13 protein-coding genes are annotated in these 16048 nt (G+C 63.7%); all 13 read left to right on the plus strand.

The features are described from left to right. Nucleotides 1–174 precede the first annotated feature (174 nt). The 13 genes from NLM27_RS40935 (at nt 175) to NLM27_RS41000 (ending at nt 16045) form a co-directional block, all read left to right on the plus strand. The gene (locus NLM27_RS40935; protein WP_254148654.1) at nt 175–1752 is read left to right on the plus strand and encodes an ABC transporter substrate-binding protein; all 1578 of its coding nucleotides are present in this window, start codon (nt 175–177) and stop codon (nt 1750–1752) included. Next, nucleotides 1749–2750 carry an ABC transporter permease gene (locus NLM27_RS40940; protein WP_254148656.1) on the plus strand — a complete coding sequence of 334 codons (1002 nt, stop codon included), beginning with the start codon at nt 1749–1751 and terminating at the stop codon, nt 2748–2750. The genes NLM27_RS40935 and NLM27_RS40940 overlap by 4 nt, the downstream gene beginning before the upstream one ends. Then, nucleotides 2750–3583 (plus strand): ABC transporter permease, encoded by an 834-nt coding sequence (locus NLM27_RS40945; RefSeq protein ID WP_254148657.1) that lies wholly within the window; start codon nt 2750–2752, stop codon nt 3581–3583. Before NLM27_RS40940 ends, NLM27_RS40945 begins: the two co-directional genes overlap by 1 nt. Beyond that, complete coding sequence (locus tag NLM27_RS40950) at nt 3580–5268, plus strand: ABC transporter ATP-binding protein (RefSeq protein WP_254148658.1); 1689 nt, start codon at nt 3580–3582, stop codon at nt 5266–5268. The genes NLM27_RS40945 and NLM27_RS40950 overlap by 4 nt, the downstream gene beginning before the upstream one ends. Beyond that, a complete protein-coding gene (locus NLM27_RS40955) occupies nt 5265–6560 on the plus strand; it encodes an ArgE/DapE family deacylase (RefSeq protein WP_254148659.1) in 1296 nt (431 codons plus the stop codon). Before NLM27_RS40950 ends, NLM27_RS40955 begins: the two co-directional genes overlap by 4 nt. A gap of 37 nt (nt 6561–6597) precedes the next feature. Continuing rightward, nucleotides 6598–7233, plus strand: coding sequence for a pyridoxamine 5'-phosphate oxidase family protein (locus NLM27_RS40960; protein ID WP_254148660.1), 636 nt, complete (start codon nt 6598–6600; stop codon nt 7231–7233). Between the two features lie 1067 nt (nt 7234–8300). Then, nucleotides 8301–9308 (plus strand): formylglycine-generating enzyme family protein, encoded by a 1008-nt coding sequence (locus NLM27_RS40970; protein WP_254148661.1) that lies wholly within the window; start codon nt 8301–8303, stop codon nt 9306–9308. Nucleotides 9309–9318: 10 nt separating this feature from the next. Then, on the plus strand, nt 9319–10959 hold the full coding sequence (locus tag NLM27_RS40975) for an arylsulfatase (protein WP_254148662.1): 1641 nt from the start codon (nt 9319–9321) through the stop codon (nt 10957–10959). A gap of 66 nt (nt 10960–11025) precedes the next feature. Then, nucleotides 11026–12060, plus strand: a complete 1035-nt coding sequence (locus tag NLM27_RS40980) for a MoxR family ATPase (protein WP_254148663.1) — start codon at nt 11026–11028, stop codon at nt 12058–12060. A gap of 7 nt (nt 12061–12067) precedes the next feature. Continuing rightward, the gene (locus NLM27_RS40985) at nt 12068–13054 is read left to right on the plus strand and encodes a DUF58 domain-containing protein (protein WP_254148664.1); all 987 of its coding nucleotides are present in this window, start codon (nt 12068–12070) and stop codon (nt 13052–13054) included. Continuing rightward, a complete protein-coding gene (locus NLM27_RS40990; protein WP_254148665.1) occupies nt 13047–13538 on the plus strand; it encodes a DUF4381 domain-containing protein in 492 nt (163 codons plus the stop codon). The genes NLM27_RS40985 and NLM27_RS40990 overlap by 8 nt, the downstream gene beginning before the upstream one ends. After that, nucleotides 13531–14529, plus strand: coding sequence for a VWA domain-containing protein (locus tag NLM27_RS40995; RefSeq protein ID WP_254148666.1), 999 nt, complete (start codon nt 13531–13533; stop codon nt 14527–14529). Before NLM27_RS40990 ends, NLM27_RS40995 begins: the two co-directional genes overlap by 8 nt. Then, nucleotides 14522–16045 (plus strand): VWA domain-containing protein, encoded by a 1524-nt coding sequence (locus NLM27_RS41000; RefSeq protein ID WP_254148667.1) that lies wholly within the window; start codon nt 14522–14524, stop codon nt 16043–16045. The genes NLM27_RS40995 and NLM27_RS41000 overlap by 8 nt, the downstream gene beginning before the upstream one ends. Nucleotides 16046–16048: the final 3 nt, after the last annotated feature.

A 16048-nucleotide genomic window follows, 5' to 3' on the forward strand; every position in this document is an offset into this window, starting at 1 on the left:
CTTATGCATCTTCCGGGCCAGATATGGCCCGATCGCGATGATCATTGTCCCCAATCAGGTAGCGCGGGACAGGGGGATTGGCAAGAATGCGCTCAGCCTACGGCATTCGCCGAAACCGAATGCAAGGCATTGGCGAAGTCCATCTCGCGTCGATATGCGACCACGGAGAGCTCGATGAACAGACGCGAATTCACCCGGGCCATGCTGGCCGCCGGCGCCGCAATTCCCTTCGGCATCACGCGCGCAGCCGGCCAGACCCGCGGTGGAACGCTCAACACCATCATCCAGCCCGAACCACCGCTGCTGGTCACCGCCTTCAACCAGCAGCAGCCGACGCTGACGCTCGGCGGCAAGATCTATGAAAGCCTTCTCAAATACGGCGCCGACTTGAAGCCGATGCCCGGCATGGCGCAGTCCTGGGAGGTCTCGCCCGACGGACTGACATATACGTTCAAGTTGTTTCCCAACATCACCTTCCATGACGGCAAGCCGATGACGTCCGAGGACGTCGTGTTCAGCTGCATGAAGGTGCTGATGGAGACGCATCCGCGTGCACGACAGAATTTTGCGCGCGTCGCCTCCGCCGAGGCGCCTGATCCGCTCACCGTCGTGTTCAAGCTGAAGCAGCCCTTTGCGCCGTTCCTCGGCTGCTTCGACTGCACCTCGGCGCCGATCGTGCCCAAGCACGTCTATGAAGGCACCGACTACCGCAAGAACCCGCTGAACGACAAGGCCATCGGCACCGGCCCGTTCAAGCTGAAGGAATGGGTACGCGGCTCGCATGTCCATTTGGTGCGCCACGATGGCTACTATCTGAAGGAACAGCCCCATCTCGACGAGATCATCTACCGCATCATTCCGGATTCCGCCTCGCGCGCGCTGGCGCTGGAGAACGGCACGGTGCAGCTCGTGCAATGGACCGATATCGAGTTCTTCGATGTGCAGCGCTTCAAGGCGCAGAAGAATCTCGAGGTCACCACTATGGGCTATGAATATTTCGCGCCGCATCAGTGGCTGGAGATGAACAATCGCATCGCGCCGATGAACGACAAGCGCTTCCGCCAGGCGGTGATGCACCTGATCGACCGCGATGCGCTCGCCAAGCGCGTCTATTTCGGCAACGCCAAGGTCGCGACCGGTCCGATCTCGTCCAAGACGAAGTTCTATGACGGCAAGGTCAAGCGTTACGACTATTCGATCGACAAGGCCAAGGCTCTGCTCGACGAGATGGGGCTGAAGCCCGACGCCAACGGCAAGCGCGCCGAGATCAAATATGTCGTGCCGCCTTACGGCGAATCCTACCAGCGCGCCGGCGAATTCTTCCGCCAGAGCTTTGCCCGCGTCGGTATCGATCTCGTCCTGGTCGGCACCGACATGGCGGGCTGGGCCGAGAAGGTCGGCAATTGGGACTACGAGATGACCCAGAACCTGCTCTACCAGCTCGGCGATCCCGCGCTCGGCGTCTCCCGCACCTATGTGTCGTCGAACATCAAGAAGGGTATCCTGTTCTCGAACACCCAGGGCTATTCCAACCCTGAAGTCGACAAGTTGTTCGACGAGGCCGCCGTCACGCTCGACGAGGCCAAGCGACAGGAGCTCTATTCCAAGGTGCAGCAGATTCTGGTCGAGGAGGTGCCGGTCGCCTGGACGCTGGAGCTCGAATATCCCATCATCTACGACAAGGCGTTCAAGAACATCGTGTCGACCGGCATCGGTTCGCATGAGACCTTTGGGACGGTCTACAAATCGTGATCCGTCTCGGCAGCGCGGCGACGATCGGGCTGATGGCACTGGGCAGGATTGCTCAACTGGTCGCCGTCATCCTCGCTATCGCCACCTTCAACTTCGTGCTGGTGCGGGCCGCCCCGGGCGATCCCGCCCAGGTCATGGCGGGACAATCAGGCGCGTCGGATCCAAAACTGCTTGATGATCTGCGGAAAGAATATGGCTTAGACAAGCCCTATGCCGTGCAGCTTGCAAGCTATCTCGGTCGCGTTGTCAGGCTCGACCTCGGTTATTCCTATCGCCAGCGCCGCGCGGTGGTCGACCTCATCATGGAACGGCTCCCGGCGACGCTGCTGTTGACGGTGACGGCCTTCTGCCTCGCGCTGTTGATTGGGACGACGCTCGGCGCGCTTGCGGGACTGACAGCGGGCAGTCTGCTCGACACGATCTTCACCGTGCTGTCGCTGGTGCTCTATGCGACGCCGGTATTCTGGCTCGGGCTGATGCTGGTGCTGGTCTTCTCCGTGACGCTCGGCTGGCTGCCGCCATTCGGCTATGAGACCATAAACGTCAAGCTTTCGCCGTTGGAGCATGCGCTGGACATTGCAAAGCACATGATCATGCCGGTAACCTCGCTGGCGGCGATTTATCTCGCGATCTATGCCCGGCTGATGCGCTCCTCGATCATCGAGGTTGCCCAGCAGGACTTCATCAAGACCGCGCGCGCCAAGGGCCTGTCCGGCCCGAGCATCGTCATCGGCCACATGCTGCGCAACGCGCTGGTGCCTGTCGTCACGGTGGCCGGCATGCAGGCCGGCGCGCTGGTCGGCGGCGCTGTCGTGATCGAGACCGTATTCGCCTGGCCGGGGCTCGGCCGACTCACCTTCGACGCTTTGCTCCAGCGTGACTATCCCGTGCTGCTCGGTATCTTTCTGATCCTGTCGATCGTCGTGATCGTGCTCAACTTGCTGACCGACCTGATTTACAAGCTGATCGATCCCCGCATGACGACGGGCGCGGCCTGATGGATGCGGTTCGCGCCTTCCTGCGTCATCCCAGCGGCATGGTCGGCCTCGTCGTGCTGCTGGTCGTGGTCGTTATCGCGCTCATCGCGCCTATCGTCTTTCCGGTCTCGCCTTGGGAAATGGTCAGCGCGCCGTTCACACCGCCCGGTGAGGACGGCTTGCTGCTCGGCGGCGACACGCTCGGCCGCGACGTTGCGGCGGGCGTTGCCTATGGCGCCCGCGTGTCGCTCGTGATCGGGATCGCTTCGGCGATCGCCGCCATGGTGATCGGCGTCACGATCGGCGCGATATCAGGTTATTTCGGCGGCAAGGTCGATCTGGTGCTGATGCGGATGACGGAGCTGTTCCAGACCATTCCCGCTTTCGTGCTCGCGATCCTGCTGGTCGCGACCTTCAACCCGTCGCTGCTCACGATCATCCTGACCATCGGCGCGGTGAGCTGGCCGCCGCTGGCGCGCCTGACCCGCGCCGAGTTCCTGCGCCTGCGTAACCGAGAGTTCGTCGAGGCCGCGCTATGCCAGGGCGAGGGCACCTTGCGCATCGTCCTCGGCCATATCCTCCCCAACGCCATTTCGCCGATCCTCGTTGTGACTTCACTGACCGTCGCCACTGCAATCCTGTTGGAAAGTGCGCTGTCCTTCATGGGCCTCGGCGATCCCAATCTGATGTCCTGGGGATTCATGATCGGAGCGGGGCGCACCGTCATCCGCAATGCCTGGTGGATGAGCGTGTTTCCGGGGCTCGCCATCCTCATCACGGTGCTCGCCATCAACCTGTTCGGCGAAGGCCTTTCCGACGTGCTCAATCCGCGTGTGTCGAGGCGCCGGTCATGACCGAGGCCGTGCAAGCCAAGTCACCGGTTCTGTCGGTCGAGGGCCTCTCGATCGCGCTGCCCGAAGGCGGCGACCGGCCGTTCGCCGTCGAGAACGTCTCCTTCGAGGTCAAGCCGAACGAAGTCGTCTGCCTCGTCGGCGAGTCCGGCTCGGGCAAGTCGATGATCGCGCATGCGGTGCTGTCGCTGCTGCCGAAGAGCGTCGCGGTCGCCTCCGGTGTCGTGAACGTCGCAGGTCACAACCCGGTCAAGCTCGACCGGCAGGCGCTGCGTCGCCTGCGCGGCGGCGAAGCCGCGATGATCTTCCAGGAGCCGCTGTCTTCGCTGAACCCGCTCAAGCGGGTTGGCAAGCAGATCGAGGAGATGATCGTCACGCATCAGAAGCCGACGCCGTCGGCAGCTGAGGTGCACGAACGCGTGCAGCAGCTGCTGACGCAGGTCGGCCTGCCCAATCCCAAGCTGCTCGAGAAGAGCTATCCGTTCGAGCTGTCCGGCGGCCAACGCCAGCGCGTCATGATCGCGATGGCGATGGCCAACCGGCCGGCGCTCCTGATCGCGGACGAGCCGACCACCGCGCTTGACGTTACCACCCAGCGGCAGATCCTGCGCCTGATCGATGATCTCCGTCGCGACCGCGGCATGGGCGTGCTGCTCATCACCCATGATTTCGGCGTCGTCGCGGATGTTGCCGACCGCGTCGTGGTGCTGCGTCACGGCAAGGTGGTGGAGCAAGGTACGGTCGAAGAGGTTTTGCGAAGACCCAAGGCGGATTACACCCGCGAGTTGATCGATGCAGTGCCGAAGGCGCGGCTCGACGAGATCCGGCGCACGGCGATCCACCCCGCGCCGCTGCTCGAAGTGATTGGTCTCGAGAAGACATTCCGGGTCAAGCGCGGCCTGTTGCAGCCGCCGCGTGAAGTCGTCGCGGCCGACGGTATTTCGTTGATCCTGCACGAAGGCGAGACGCTCGCCGTCGTCGGCGAATCCGGTTCCGGCAAGTCGACGCTCGGGCGCATGATCATGCGCCTGACCGAGCCGGATGGAGGTGCGATCCGCTTCAACGGCCAGGATCTGCGCCAGCTCCGCGGCGAGGCACTGCGCCAGGCGCGAAAGCAGCTCCAGATCGTATTCCAGGATCCGTTTGCCAGCCTTGATCCGCGCCAGAAGGTCGGCGATGCCATTGCGCGTGGGCCGATGGCCTATGGCACGTCGCGCACCGAGGCGATGGAGCAGGCGAAGAAGCTGCTGGTGCGGGTCGGCCTCAATGCCGCTGCGGCGGATCGTTATCCCCACGAATTCTCCGGCGGCCAGCGCCAGCGCATCTGCATTGCGCGAGCGCTGGCGCTCAAGCCGCGTGTGCTCATCGCCGACGAAGCCGTGTCGGCGCTCGACGTCTCGGTCCAGGCTCAGGTGTTGGCCCTACTCGCCGAGCTTCGTCAGGAGATGAAGCTCGCGATGATCTTCATCACCCACGACCTGCGGATCGCCGCCGAGATCGCCGACCGCGTCATCGTGCTCCAAAAGGGGCGCATCGTGGAAGAGGGTGCAACCGCCGGCGTCTTCACCGCACCGCAAGCAGCGTACACACGCGACCTGCTCGATGCGATCCCGGGCCGCGACTTCTTCGATCAGCCCGGCTTTGCCAGTGCGGCCGGCCGAATTCCGACAGCAAGGATGAGTTCATGACCGACGATCTTTCCCTTCCCGCCGGCGCGCGCGAGCGCATCGAGGCCGCCGTGGATGCCGCTTTCGACAAGCAGATCGACACGACCATTGCGTTCACGGCCATCCCGAGCACGCGCGCGGCGGAAGCGCCGTGCCAGGACATGTTCGCAAAGCTGCTGCGGGATCGCGGCTATGAGGTCGACGACTGGGTCATCAGACAGGACGATCTGAAGACGCTGCCGGGTTATGGCCCGGTGGAGACCGATTTCACGCGCGCGCGCTCCGTCGTCGGCACCTATCGGCCGGCGAAGGAGGAGGGCCGATCGCTGATCCTGCAGGGGCATTGCGACGTGGTGCCGGCAGGCCCGCTCGACATGTGGGAACGGCCGCCGTTCCAGCCGACGGTCGAGGATGGCTGGCTCTATGGCCGCGGCGCCGGTGACATGAAGTCTGGCACCATCTCGGCGCTCTACGCGCTCGATGCGATCAAGGCAGCCGGCTACAAGTCCAAGGGCCGCATCCACCTGCAATCCGTGATCGAGGAGGAGAGCACCGGCCTCGGCGCGCTGTCGACGCTCCAGCGCGGTTATCGCGCCGATGTCTGCATCCTGCCCGAGCCGACCGACGAGAAGCTGATGCGCGCCCAGGTCGGCGTGATCTGGTTCCGCCTCAAGGTGCGCGGCATACCCGTCCATGTCGCGCGTGCCGGCACCGGCTCGAATGCGATCAAGGCCGCCATTCACCTGATCCAGAAGCTCGAAGGCCTTGAAGCCGAGTGGAACGAGCGTGCCAAAACGCATCCCTCCTTCAAGTCGGTCGATCATCCCCTCAACTTCAATCCCGGCATCATCAAGGGCGGAGACTGGGCCTCCAGCGTTCCCGCCTGGTGCGATGTCGACTGCCGCATCGGCGTCCTGCCGGGCTGGAAGATCGCCGACGCCCAGGCCGAAATCCTGGATTTCGTCGCGAAGGCGGCGGGCTCACATCCGTTCCTCGCCAACAACCCGCCGGAGATCGTCTGGTCCGGCTTCCTGTCGCCGGGCTATGAGGCGACCGAGATTCAGGAGAGCGAAGCCGTTCTGGCGCCGGTCTACGAGCACGTGTTTGGCCGCAAGCTGACCAGCTTCTCGTCCACCGCGTTGACCGATGCCCGCTTCTACGGGCTCGACTTCGGCGTCCCCGCCTTCTGTTTCGGTGCCAGGATGGAGGGTGCACACGGCTTCAACGAGCGCGTCGATCTTGCTTCGGTCAGGCGCGTCACCAAGGCGCTCGCGCTGTTTACCGCGGGTTGGTGCGGCATCGAGACCAGGTAATCCGAAGAAGGAACTCGCCAAACTGGGAGGTTCGCGAATGGACAGCCGGGGTGCAGGCGGCAAGCCGCCGGTGAAGACGCAAGAAGATCTGCGTGCCCATTTCGGGCAGCTCAACCTGCTTGCCGAGAAGAAGGTTCTCAATCATCTCGACAAGTTCTGCCGCGACTTCATCGCGCTGTCCCCGTTCCTCGTCCTCGCCAGCAGCGACGGTAACGGCCATGCCGATGCCAGCCCGCGCGGCGACGCGCCGGGCTTCGTCGCCGTGCTCAACGACAAGACGCTGCTGATCCCTGATCGGCGCGGCAACAACCGCGTCGATACCTTTGGCAACATCCTCACATCACCAGGGATCGGCTTGATCTTCCTGGTGCCGGGGATCAACGAGACCCTGCGCGTCAATGGCCGCGCCGAGATCTCGCAGGATGCGGAACTCCTGACACCTCTGGCGGTGCAGAATGTCGTCCCGATCATCGGGCTCAAGATCCACGTCGAGGAGACCTATTTCCACTGCGGCAAGGCGCTGATGCGCTCGAAGCTGTGGAATCCAGCCGCGCAGGTCGAGCGCAACAGCTTCCCGACGCTCGGCCGCATCATCGCCGAGCAGACCGCAGCCATTGCGGTCCCAGAGGCCGAGAAGGTGATGGAAGAAGGGTACCGTACGAGGCTCTACTGAGAATGACCAATCTCATGTCCTGGGGACAACGGGCCGCCACGCTGTTCGATTGCGAGAAGACGCCGGCGACCGCGCGGCATGGCCGTGACAAACCATCCTCTGGCTTCCGCTGCCACGCTGGAAATGATGGCCGTCGGCGGCAATGCGATCGAGGTCCGTCGCGGCACTGTTCACGCTGTCCGTGGTCGAGCCGATGATAGTCGGCATTTTTGGCGGCGTCGCCGTGATCCGGCTCGCTGACGGCTGAATCACGACGATCGACGGTTTGTCCGCCGCACCGGCGGCGTGCCGCCTGACAGCGACAACCCGGTGTTCCGATCGCTGCCCGGACTACATGGAGACCGATGATTGCCCGCGATTCTCAGGTCTCTCGAGATCCGCCAGGAGGTCTCCGAAGCGAATTGCTCGCCAAACCGCCGCCGCCATCCGCCGAGTGCTCCGATACGCGGGACGCAAGGTTTTCGATATACGCTGGGGCGTAGGTAGTCGGAAATCTCCCTGTCATTCGGCTTGCAATATTTGAACGCCGATTGACACAGCATAGCCTTTCGCTTCGTCGCCGACATTCACGAGGTCGACCACGGTCAGCCCGTTGCCAGTGTCAAAGTTCGAGGCCAGCGCACCAATCGCTGCTAGAGGAGCGAAGATCGACTTCGCGTTTTGAGACAAATGCTCGCCGAATTTGACGCGCGATATGCGCTAGAGAGCGCTTCGGATTGGGCATTTGCGCGATGTGTCGTTAAGCCTCACCAATCGGTGCGGCGTGCTGGCACAAACTGCACATCACAGCTGGCCAATCTTCGGTTACCGTTCACAACCTTAGCGAGATCAATCGGATGCGCCTGCGTATGGGAGGGCGCACGCGGCAGGGCTTTTCCACGGGGGTGATAAACGTGCGCGCGAAAGGAAAGTGACGTTGACGCAATGAGGCGCCTTCGTCGCGAGTCTCAAGCGCCAAGAAAGAGGACCAGACAATGCGTCCAGAGTGCCGGGCAATATTCCGTCTTCGGTATCTACCGAAGTTCGTTGCGTAAGCCGGGTGGAATGCGCGTATCGGAGTTTCCACCATGCTGCGGGCGGACCCGGGTCATTGCGAGTGGTTGCCGGATGATTTGAAGACCGGCGATATGGTCTTCATTCCCGGCGGGACCTTCCACATGGGATCCGATCACCATTACCCCGAGGAGGCGCCGAGCCATCGCGTCTCCGTCGACGGCTTCTGGATCGATCGCACGCCGGTCACCAACAGGCAGTTCAAGCAATTCGTCAACGCCACCGGCCACGTCACCGAAGCGCAGATCGTTCCGGATCCCAAAAATTATCCGGGCGCGCTGAAGGAGATGCTCTACGCGGGATCGCTGGTGTTCTCGCCGCTGCCGCGCATCAAAGATCTCCAAGACTGGAGCCAGTGGTGGTCGTTCATGCGGGACGCCAACTGGCGCCATCCCTATGGTCCCGGCAGCAACATCAAGGGCCTCGACGATCACCCCGTCGTCCACGTCTCCTATAGCGACGCGGCCGCCTATGCGCGCTGGGCCGGCAAGGATCTGCCGACGGAGGCGGAGTGGGAGTTCGCCGCGCGTGGCGGCCTTGACGATTCCGAGTTCGCCTGGGGCGATGCGCTGATGCCGGGCGGCAGGCACATGGCCAACATCTGGCAGGGCAGCTTCCCAGTCCAGAATCTCGGCGAGGATGGGTTCGAGCGTACCTCGCCGGTCATGGCTTTCCCGCCGAACGGCTACGGCCTCTCCGACATGATCGGCAATGTCTGGGAGTGGACGTCCGACTGGTGGTCGGCGAAGCACCATGCGGACGCTGCAAAGCCCTGTTGCATTCCACGCAACCCACGCGGCGGTCGAGAGGAGGCGAGCTTTGATCCATGTCAACCAAGCGTCCGCATCCCCCGGAAAGTATTGAAGGGCGGCTCGCATCTTTGCGCACCCAATTACTGCCGACGCTACCGTCCCGCGGCGAGGCACGCCGAGCCGATCGACACCTCGACCAGTCACGTCGGGTTCCGCTGCGTGATGCGGATACCTGCTGACACGAGCTCACCGATACCTTCTGCAAAGTAGGGAGTATCAAATGGGAAGTGACGTGAAGGACAAGGCAAAGACGACTGCAAATCCAAACGAGAACAGCCGAACGTCGCTATTCCGTAGCCTGCTCGCCGCGGCGCTGATTGCGACGAGCTTAAGCCCCTTTGTCACGACGCCAGCCATCGCGCAGCAGCCGAACACGGCCAGGCCCAACATCCTCGTCATCTTCGGCGATGACGTCGGCCAGTCCAACATCAGCGCCTATACACGGGGCCTCGTCGGCTACAAGACTCCGAATATCGATCGCATCGCCAACGAAGGCATGATCTTCACCGACTACTACGCGGAGAACAGCTGCACCGCCGGCAGGTCTACCTTCATCACAGGGCAAGTCTGCCTGCGCACTGGCCTTTGTAAGGTCGGCGTCCCCGGCGCGACCGTCGGCTTGCAGGATCGCGACGTCACCATCGCCCAGGCGCTGAAGCCGCTCGGCTACGCGACGGGCCAGTTCGGCAAGAACCATCTGGGTGATCGCGACGAATATCTGCCGACCAAGCATGGCTTCGACGAGTTCTTCGGCAACCTCTATCACCTCAATGCGGAGGAAGAGCCTGAGCGGCCCTATTACCCCAAGAACGATGCTGCCTTTGTCAAAAGCAACTCGCCACGCGGGGTGCTGAAGGCGTCCGCCGACGGCAAGATCGAGGATACGGGGCCGCTGAACCGCAAGCGAATGGAAACGGTCGACGACGAGACCACGGACGCGGCAATCGATTTCATCAAGCGGCAGGCGAGAGCCAACAAGCCGTTCTTTACCTGGATGAATACCACGCGCATGCATGCGTTCACTCATGTGCGCGCCTCGATGCAGGGACAGAGCGGCATGCCAGGCAACGAATATGCCGACGGCATGATCGAGCATGATGGCGACGTCGGAAAGCTTCTCAAGACGCTCGACGAGCTCGGTATCGCCAACAACACCATCGTGGTCTACTCTACCGACAATGGTCCCAATCAGTGGTCGTGGCCGGACGCCGCGACGACGCCGTTCCGTAGCGAGAAGGACACCAACTGGGAAGGTGCGTTCCGCGTCCCGGCGATGATCCGCTGGCCCGGCCGCATCAAGGCGGGTGAAGTCTCCAACGAGATGGTCTCCGGCCTCGACTGGTTTCCGACGCTTCTTGCCGCGGCCGGCGATACCGACATCAAGGATCGCCTGCTGAAGGGCACGGACCTCGGCGGCAAGTCATTCAAGGTGCATCTCGATGGTTACAACCAATTGCCCTATTTAACGGCACAACAGCCGAAATCGGCCCGCAGCGAATTCTTCTATTTTAACGATGACGGCGACATGGTCGCCTATCGCTACAACGACTGGAAGATCGTATTCTGTGAGCAGCGCAAGCCCGGTGGCTTCGAGGTCTGGTCGAACCCGTTCACCTGCCTGCGAGCGCCGAAGATCTTCAACCTGCGGATGGACCCGTTCGAGCGGGCCGACGTCGTTTCCGACCAATATTACGACTGGTTCGGGAAGAACGGCTATCTGATTTCGTATGGCGTCTGGCGCGTGGCACCATTCCTTCAGACGTTCAAGGAGTTTCCGCCGAGCCAGCGCTCCGCGAGCTTTAGCATTGACCAGATGGTCGATGCGTTGATGAAGACGCTCGACAAGGCCGCGCCGAAATAGCTGGCGCGAAACAGCGTCCCGGCCGCCCATCCCGGCGGCCGGAATCGTTCCCATCGAGGGACAGCGATGCCTGATCCCCAGATCAACCGACCGCAGACCGTGACAGAGCCGGCAAGTCCGAAACACTCGTCAGCGCGATACGCCGTGCTCGATCTCAAGTCGCGCATCGGCAAGTCCGTGCTCGGCCAGGACCATCTCGTCGAGAGCATGCTGATCGGGCTGCTTGCAAACGGCAATCTCCTGATCGAGAGCCTGCCCGGACTTGCCAAGACACGCGCGGTCAAGACGCTCGCGAAGCATCTCGCTGCCGATCTGTCGCGTGTACAGTTTACGCCGGATCTGCTGCCGTCGGACGTCACCGGCGCGGAGATCTACGTTCAGACCGACAAGGGTGGCCAGTTTCAGTTTCAGAAGGGCCCGATCTTCGCCAATCTGGTGCTCGCCGACGAGATCAACCGTGCTCCGGCCAAGGTGCAGTCGGCGCTGCTCGAGGCCATGGAGGAGCGCCAGGTCACGGTCGCCGGCAAGACCTACAAGATGCCTGCGCTGTTCATGGTGCTCGCGACCGAGAACCCGATCGAGCAGGAAGGAACGTATCCCTTGCCCGAGGCGCAGCTCGACCGCTTTCTGATGCATGTCGTCATCACCTATCCGGACGAGGCGACGGAAGGCGAGATCATCAGGCTCAACCGCGCCGAGAACGCGCAAGCATCGAAGGACAATGCCTCCGATCCATCGTCGATCCCGCAGCAAGCCGTCCTGGATGCGCGCGGCGAGATCGACGGCATCTTCGTGTCGGACCTCGCCCAGAAATACATGGTCGACCTCATCTACGCGACGCGCTTCCCCGGTCGCTATGGCGAGCCCTTGAGCAAGTGGATCCAGGTCGGCGCCAGCCCGCGCGGCAGCCTCGCACTCGATCGCTGCGCGCGTACCCGCGCCTGGCTCGACGAATACGACTTTGTGACGCCCGACCACGTCCGCGCCGTCGCCCACGACTGCCTGCGGCACCGGATCATCCTCAGCTACGAGGCAGTGTCGCAAGGCGTCACACCCGATCAGGTGATCGACAAGATCACCGAGCTCGTCGCAGCAGCCTGAGGCGGGTATGACCGGGACATCAGCCAAATTGCCGGGTGTCTATGTCGGTCTCGACGATCTGATCGCGCTCGAATATGGCGGACGCAAGGTCTCGTTTCTGCCCCGCCAGCCGGTGCACAGCCTGCTCTCCGGCCGCTTCGCCTCGCGCATGCGTGGTCGTGGCCTGAACTTCGAGGAGATCAGGGATTATCGCGCCGGCGACGATGTCCGCACGATCGACTGGAAGGTAACGGCGCGCCTGCGCAAGCCGCACATCCGCGTCTTCAACGAGGAGCGCGACCGGCAAACGATCATCGTTGTCGACCAGCGCCTGTCGATGTTCTTCGGCAGCCGACGCGCGATGAAATCGGTGACGGCGGCCGAGGCCGCCGCGATCGGGGCGTGGCGGGTGCTTGGCGTCGGCGACCGCATCGGCGCCGTCGTTTTCGGCGATCGCGACGTCGTGGAGGTGAAGGCGCGCCGCAGTCGGGCAACCGTGCTTCAGATCCTCGGCGCCATCGTCGCGCAGAACCAAGCACTCGGTGTCGGGCGCGGCCTCGTCTCCGCGCCGGCGATGCTCAACGTTGCGCTCGATCGCGCCCGGCGCCGCGCGCCGCATGATGCTGTCGTGATCGTCATCAGCGATTTCGACGGAGTGGACGACGCCACGCGCGAGATAGTCACCGCGCTGGCCCGGCACAACGACGTGATCGCAGCGCTGGTCCATGATCCCCTGCAAAGCGATCTGCCGCCTTCGGCCAGCATGACCGTGACCGACGGCGAATTGCAGATCCGGCTCGATGTCGGGCGCGACAGTGTCCGCAGGAGCGTATCGCAGGCCACGCAGGATCGCCTGAAAGGCATCTTCGCCTGGACGCACGAACTCGGAATTCCCGTGCTGCCGCTCAGTGCGGCGGAGGACACCGCGGCGCAGCTCCGCCGCCTGCTTGGTGGACTGGCGGCCCGCCATGGTCGCACAGCCGCACACAGTCCGATGGAGGCGGCCCTTGGCTGAAGCTCCCTCCTTGAAAGCCGATCCCGTTGCCGGCCTGATCGACATCCCGTTGCCACACGCGGTGAGCCTCTGGCCGCAGACCTGGGAGGCGCGGCTTGCAATCGTGCTGCTGCTGGCCGCGATCGGCGCGGCAGTGTGGCGCTTTACCCATCTGCGCCGCATCAACCGCTATCGCCGGGAAGCTCTCGCCGAGCTTTACCGGATCGAGCACGCCCGCAATTCCGGATCGCCGGAACTGCTGTCGAAATTGACCGTGCTGGTGAGGCGCACGGCGCTTGCTGCGTTTTCCCGCGAACAGGTCGCGCCTCTGGTTGGACCGGCCTGGCTCTCCTTCCTCGATCGCAGCTACGGCGGCGAGGAATTCTCGCAGGGTGTCGGCCGGCTGCTCGTGAGCGGTCCTTATCGGCAGATGCCGCCCGATGGTGCCGAATTGCAATCGCTGCTCCGCCTCGTCCGCCGCTGGATCAGGGGGCACCATGCTTGAATTCGCCTGGCCATGGCTGTTCCTGCTGTTGCCGCTGCCGATCCTGGCGTGGTGGCTGCTGCCGCCATACCGGGCGAGACAGCCCTCGGTCCAGGTGCCGTTCTTCGAGCGCCTGGCGGCGGCGACCGGACAGGTGCCGGAGCGGGGCGCGGTCATCCTGGAGCGCCGTGCGGTGCAGATGATCGTAGCAGCGGTGATCTGGGTATTGCTAGTCGCAGCACTGGCCCGGCCGCAATGGGTCGGCGATGCCGTGACGCGCGACGTGTCCGCGCGTGACCTGATCCTGGCCATCGACATATCGGGGTCGATGGATCAGCGCGACTTCAAGGCGCCCGACGGTGCAATGCTCACTCGCCTCGACGGCGTCAAGCGCGTGATCGGGGATTTCATTGCGCGCCGCAGAGGTGATCGTGTCGCCTTGCTCCTGTTCGGCACGAAGGCTTATGTGCAAGTGCCATTCACCCAGGACCTTCGGACGGCGCAGCAACTGCTCGATCAGGCTGCGGTCGGCATGGCCGGCCAGCAGACGGCGATCGGTGACACCATTGGGCTTGCCATCAAGACATTCGCGGCCAGTACGGCGAAGCAGAAGCTGCTCGTCCTCCTGACCGACGGCAACGACACCGCGAGCCGCGTGCCGCCCGAGCACGCCGCCGACATCGCCCACCAGAACGACGTTACCGTCTACACGATCGGCGTCGGCGATCCCGCTGCCTCCGGCGAGAACCGCGTCGATCTCGGCGCTCTGCAACGGGTCGCCAGCACCACCGGCGGGCACTTCTTCAGGGCCGAGGATGGCGCCGAGCTCCAGGCGATCTATGTCGACATCGACCGGCTGGCGCCGGCAAAATTGGAGACCCAGTCGTGGCGGCCGAAGTTACCGCTGTTTCAATGGCCACTTGGTGGCGCCGTCATGTTAGGCCTGCTGCTGTGGCTCGCGCTTCTGCTCGGGAGCGAGTGGCGCCGGATGAGGAGCGTGAGCCGTGCATGACGCGGCCGCGATGCCCTTCCATCTCTTGCGCCCGCTCTGGCTGCTCGCGCTGATCCCACTTGCCGTCGTGTTCATCGTCCTGCTTCGACGGCAAAGCGTGGGCGCGCAATGGGGCAGGGTGATCGCGCCCCATCTCCTGACTCACCTGACCGTGCGGCCGCAGCGCGGACGCCACATCAATCCGCTCTATCTGGTGGCGTTCGCCATGATGACGGGCGTTGTCGCGTTGTCCGGACCGACCTGGCGGCGTGAGCTGCCGCCCTTTGTCGAGGACAAGGCGCCGCTGATGATCGCGCTCGCGGTCGGCTCGTCGATGAGCGGGACGGATGTCGCTCCCTCGCGGCTCGAACGCGCCAAGCAGAAGATCCGGGATCTGCTTGCGGCCCGCACGGGCGCCAGGACCGGGCTCGTCGCCTATGCCGGCACCGCACATCTGGTGATGCCACCGACCGACGACCGCTTCGTGATCGAGCCGTTCCTGGCCGCGCTTACCCCGGGGCTGATGCCAGCGGACGGGAAGAATGTTGCCAGCGCAATCGCGCTGGCCGCGGTCGCGCTCGCCACGGAGCCCGTCGCCGGCACCATTCTGCTGGTCGCCGACGATCTTGGCGCTGCGGATGCGGCGACGGTGCGGCAGGCGGCCGGGCGCAACAACCTCGTCATCCTAGCGGTGAGCGCCGATGTGTCAGCGATGCCGGGTGGCGCGGACGTCATCCGGGTCAGTATCGACGGCGCAGATATCGCGCGGCTCGAGCGCCGGATCGAAACGCGCTTCCAGGCAGCCCAGGGCGACGCGTTCGGCACGCAATGGCGGGATGAGGGGTATTGGCTGCTGCCGCTGCTGGCGCTGTTGAGCCTGCTCTGGTTCCGGCGCGGCACGACGGTGGCGTGGGTCCTCGCCCTCTGCATCACTTTCCAGGTTGGTCCGTCGAGAGCCGAAGAGACATCGCGGCTCGCCAGCTTGTGGCTGACGCCGGATCAGCAGGGACGGCTCGCGTTCGATCGAGGCGATTATCAAGCCGCGAAAACGCTGTTCGCCGATCCGATGTGGCGCGGCATCTCGGCCTACCGTGCCTATGACTTCATTGCCGCGGCCGAGGAATTCTCGCGCGTCGATACGCTCGAGGGAAAATTCGCGCTCGGCAATGCGCAGGCGCAGAACCATGCCTATGAGAAGGCGCTCAAGATCTATGACGAGGTGTTGAAGGCGGAGCCCGGCAATGCCGCCGCGAAGACCAATCGCGCCATCGTGCAGGCGGCGCTGGATGCGCAGGAGGAGAAACGCCGCAAGCAGGAGCAGAACGCCGCCGCGCCGCCCGATCTGAAAGCCGACGAAATGCGGGTTGATCCCAAGCAGAAAGGCGGCAAGCGGATCACTGTTACACCGCAGGATGTCACGACGGCCGGCGCGGCCGAAGCCTGGATGCGCCAGGTCCAGACCTCGCCGGCGGACTTTCTCAAGATGAAATTCGCGATCCAGGCCGCCGCCCCGGCACAGGGGAGGGCATCGCAGTGAAGG

Origin of the sequence: Bradyrhizobium sp. CCGB12 (genome assembly GCF_024199845.1) — a bacterium.
Lineage (GTDB): Bacteria > Pseudomonadota > Alphaproteobacteria > Rhizobiales > Xanthobacteraceae > Bradyrhizobium.

Excerpts from the sequence above, each read along its gene's own strand:
- NLM27_RS40935 (WP_254148654.1), top strand. The coding sequence starts at position 175 with ATGAACAGACGCGAATTCACCCGGGCCATGCTGGCCGCCGGCGCCGCA.
- NLM27_RS40945 (WP_254148657.1), top strand. The coding sequence starts at position 2,750 with ATGGATGCGGTTCGCGCCTTCCTGCGTCATCCCAGCGGCATGGTCGGC.
- NLM27_RS40950 (WP_254148658.1), top strand. The coding sequence starts at position 3,580 with ATGACCGAGGCCGTGCAAGCCAAGTCACCGGTTCTGTCGGTCGAGGGC.
- NLM27_RS40955 (WP_254148659.1), top strand. The coding sequence starts at position 5,265 with ATGACCGACGATCTTTCCCTTCCCGCCGGCGCGCGCGAGCGCATCGAG.
- NLM27_RS40960 (WP_254148660.1), top strand. The coding sequence starts at position 6,598 with ATGGACAGCCGGGGTGCAGGCGGCAAGCCGCCGGTGAAGACGCAAGAA.
- NLM27_RS40970 (WP_254148661.1), top strand. The coding sequence starts at position 8,301 with ATGCTGCGGGCGGACCCGGGTCATTGCGAGTGGTTGCCGGATGATTTG.
- NLM27_RS40975 (WP_254148662.1), top strand. The coding sequence starts at position 9,319 with ATGGGAAGTGACGTGAAGGACAAGGCAAAGACGACTGCAAATCCAAAC.
- NLM27_RS40980 (WP_254148663.1), top strand. The coding sequence starts at position 11,026 with ATGCCTGATCCCCAGATCAACCGACCGCAGACCGTGACAGAGCCGGCA.
- NLM27_RS40985 (WP_254148664.1), top strand. The coding sequence starts at position 12,068 with ATGACCGGGACATCAGCCAAATTGCCGGGTGTCTATGTCGGTCTCGAC.
- NLM27_RS40995 (WP_254148666.1), top strand. The coding sequence starts at position 13,531 with ATGCTTGAATTCGCCTGGCCATGGCTGTTCCTGCTGTTGCCGCTGCCG.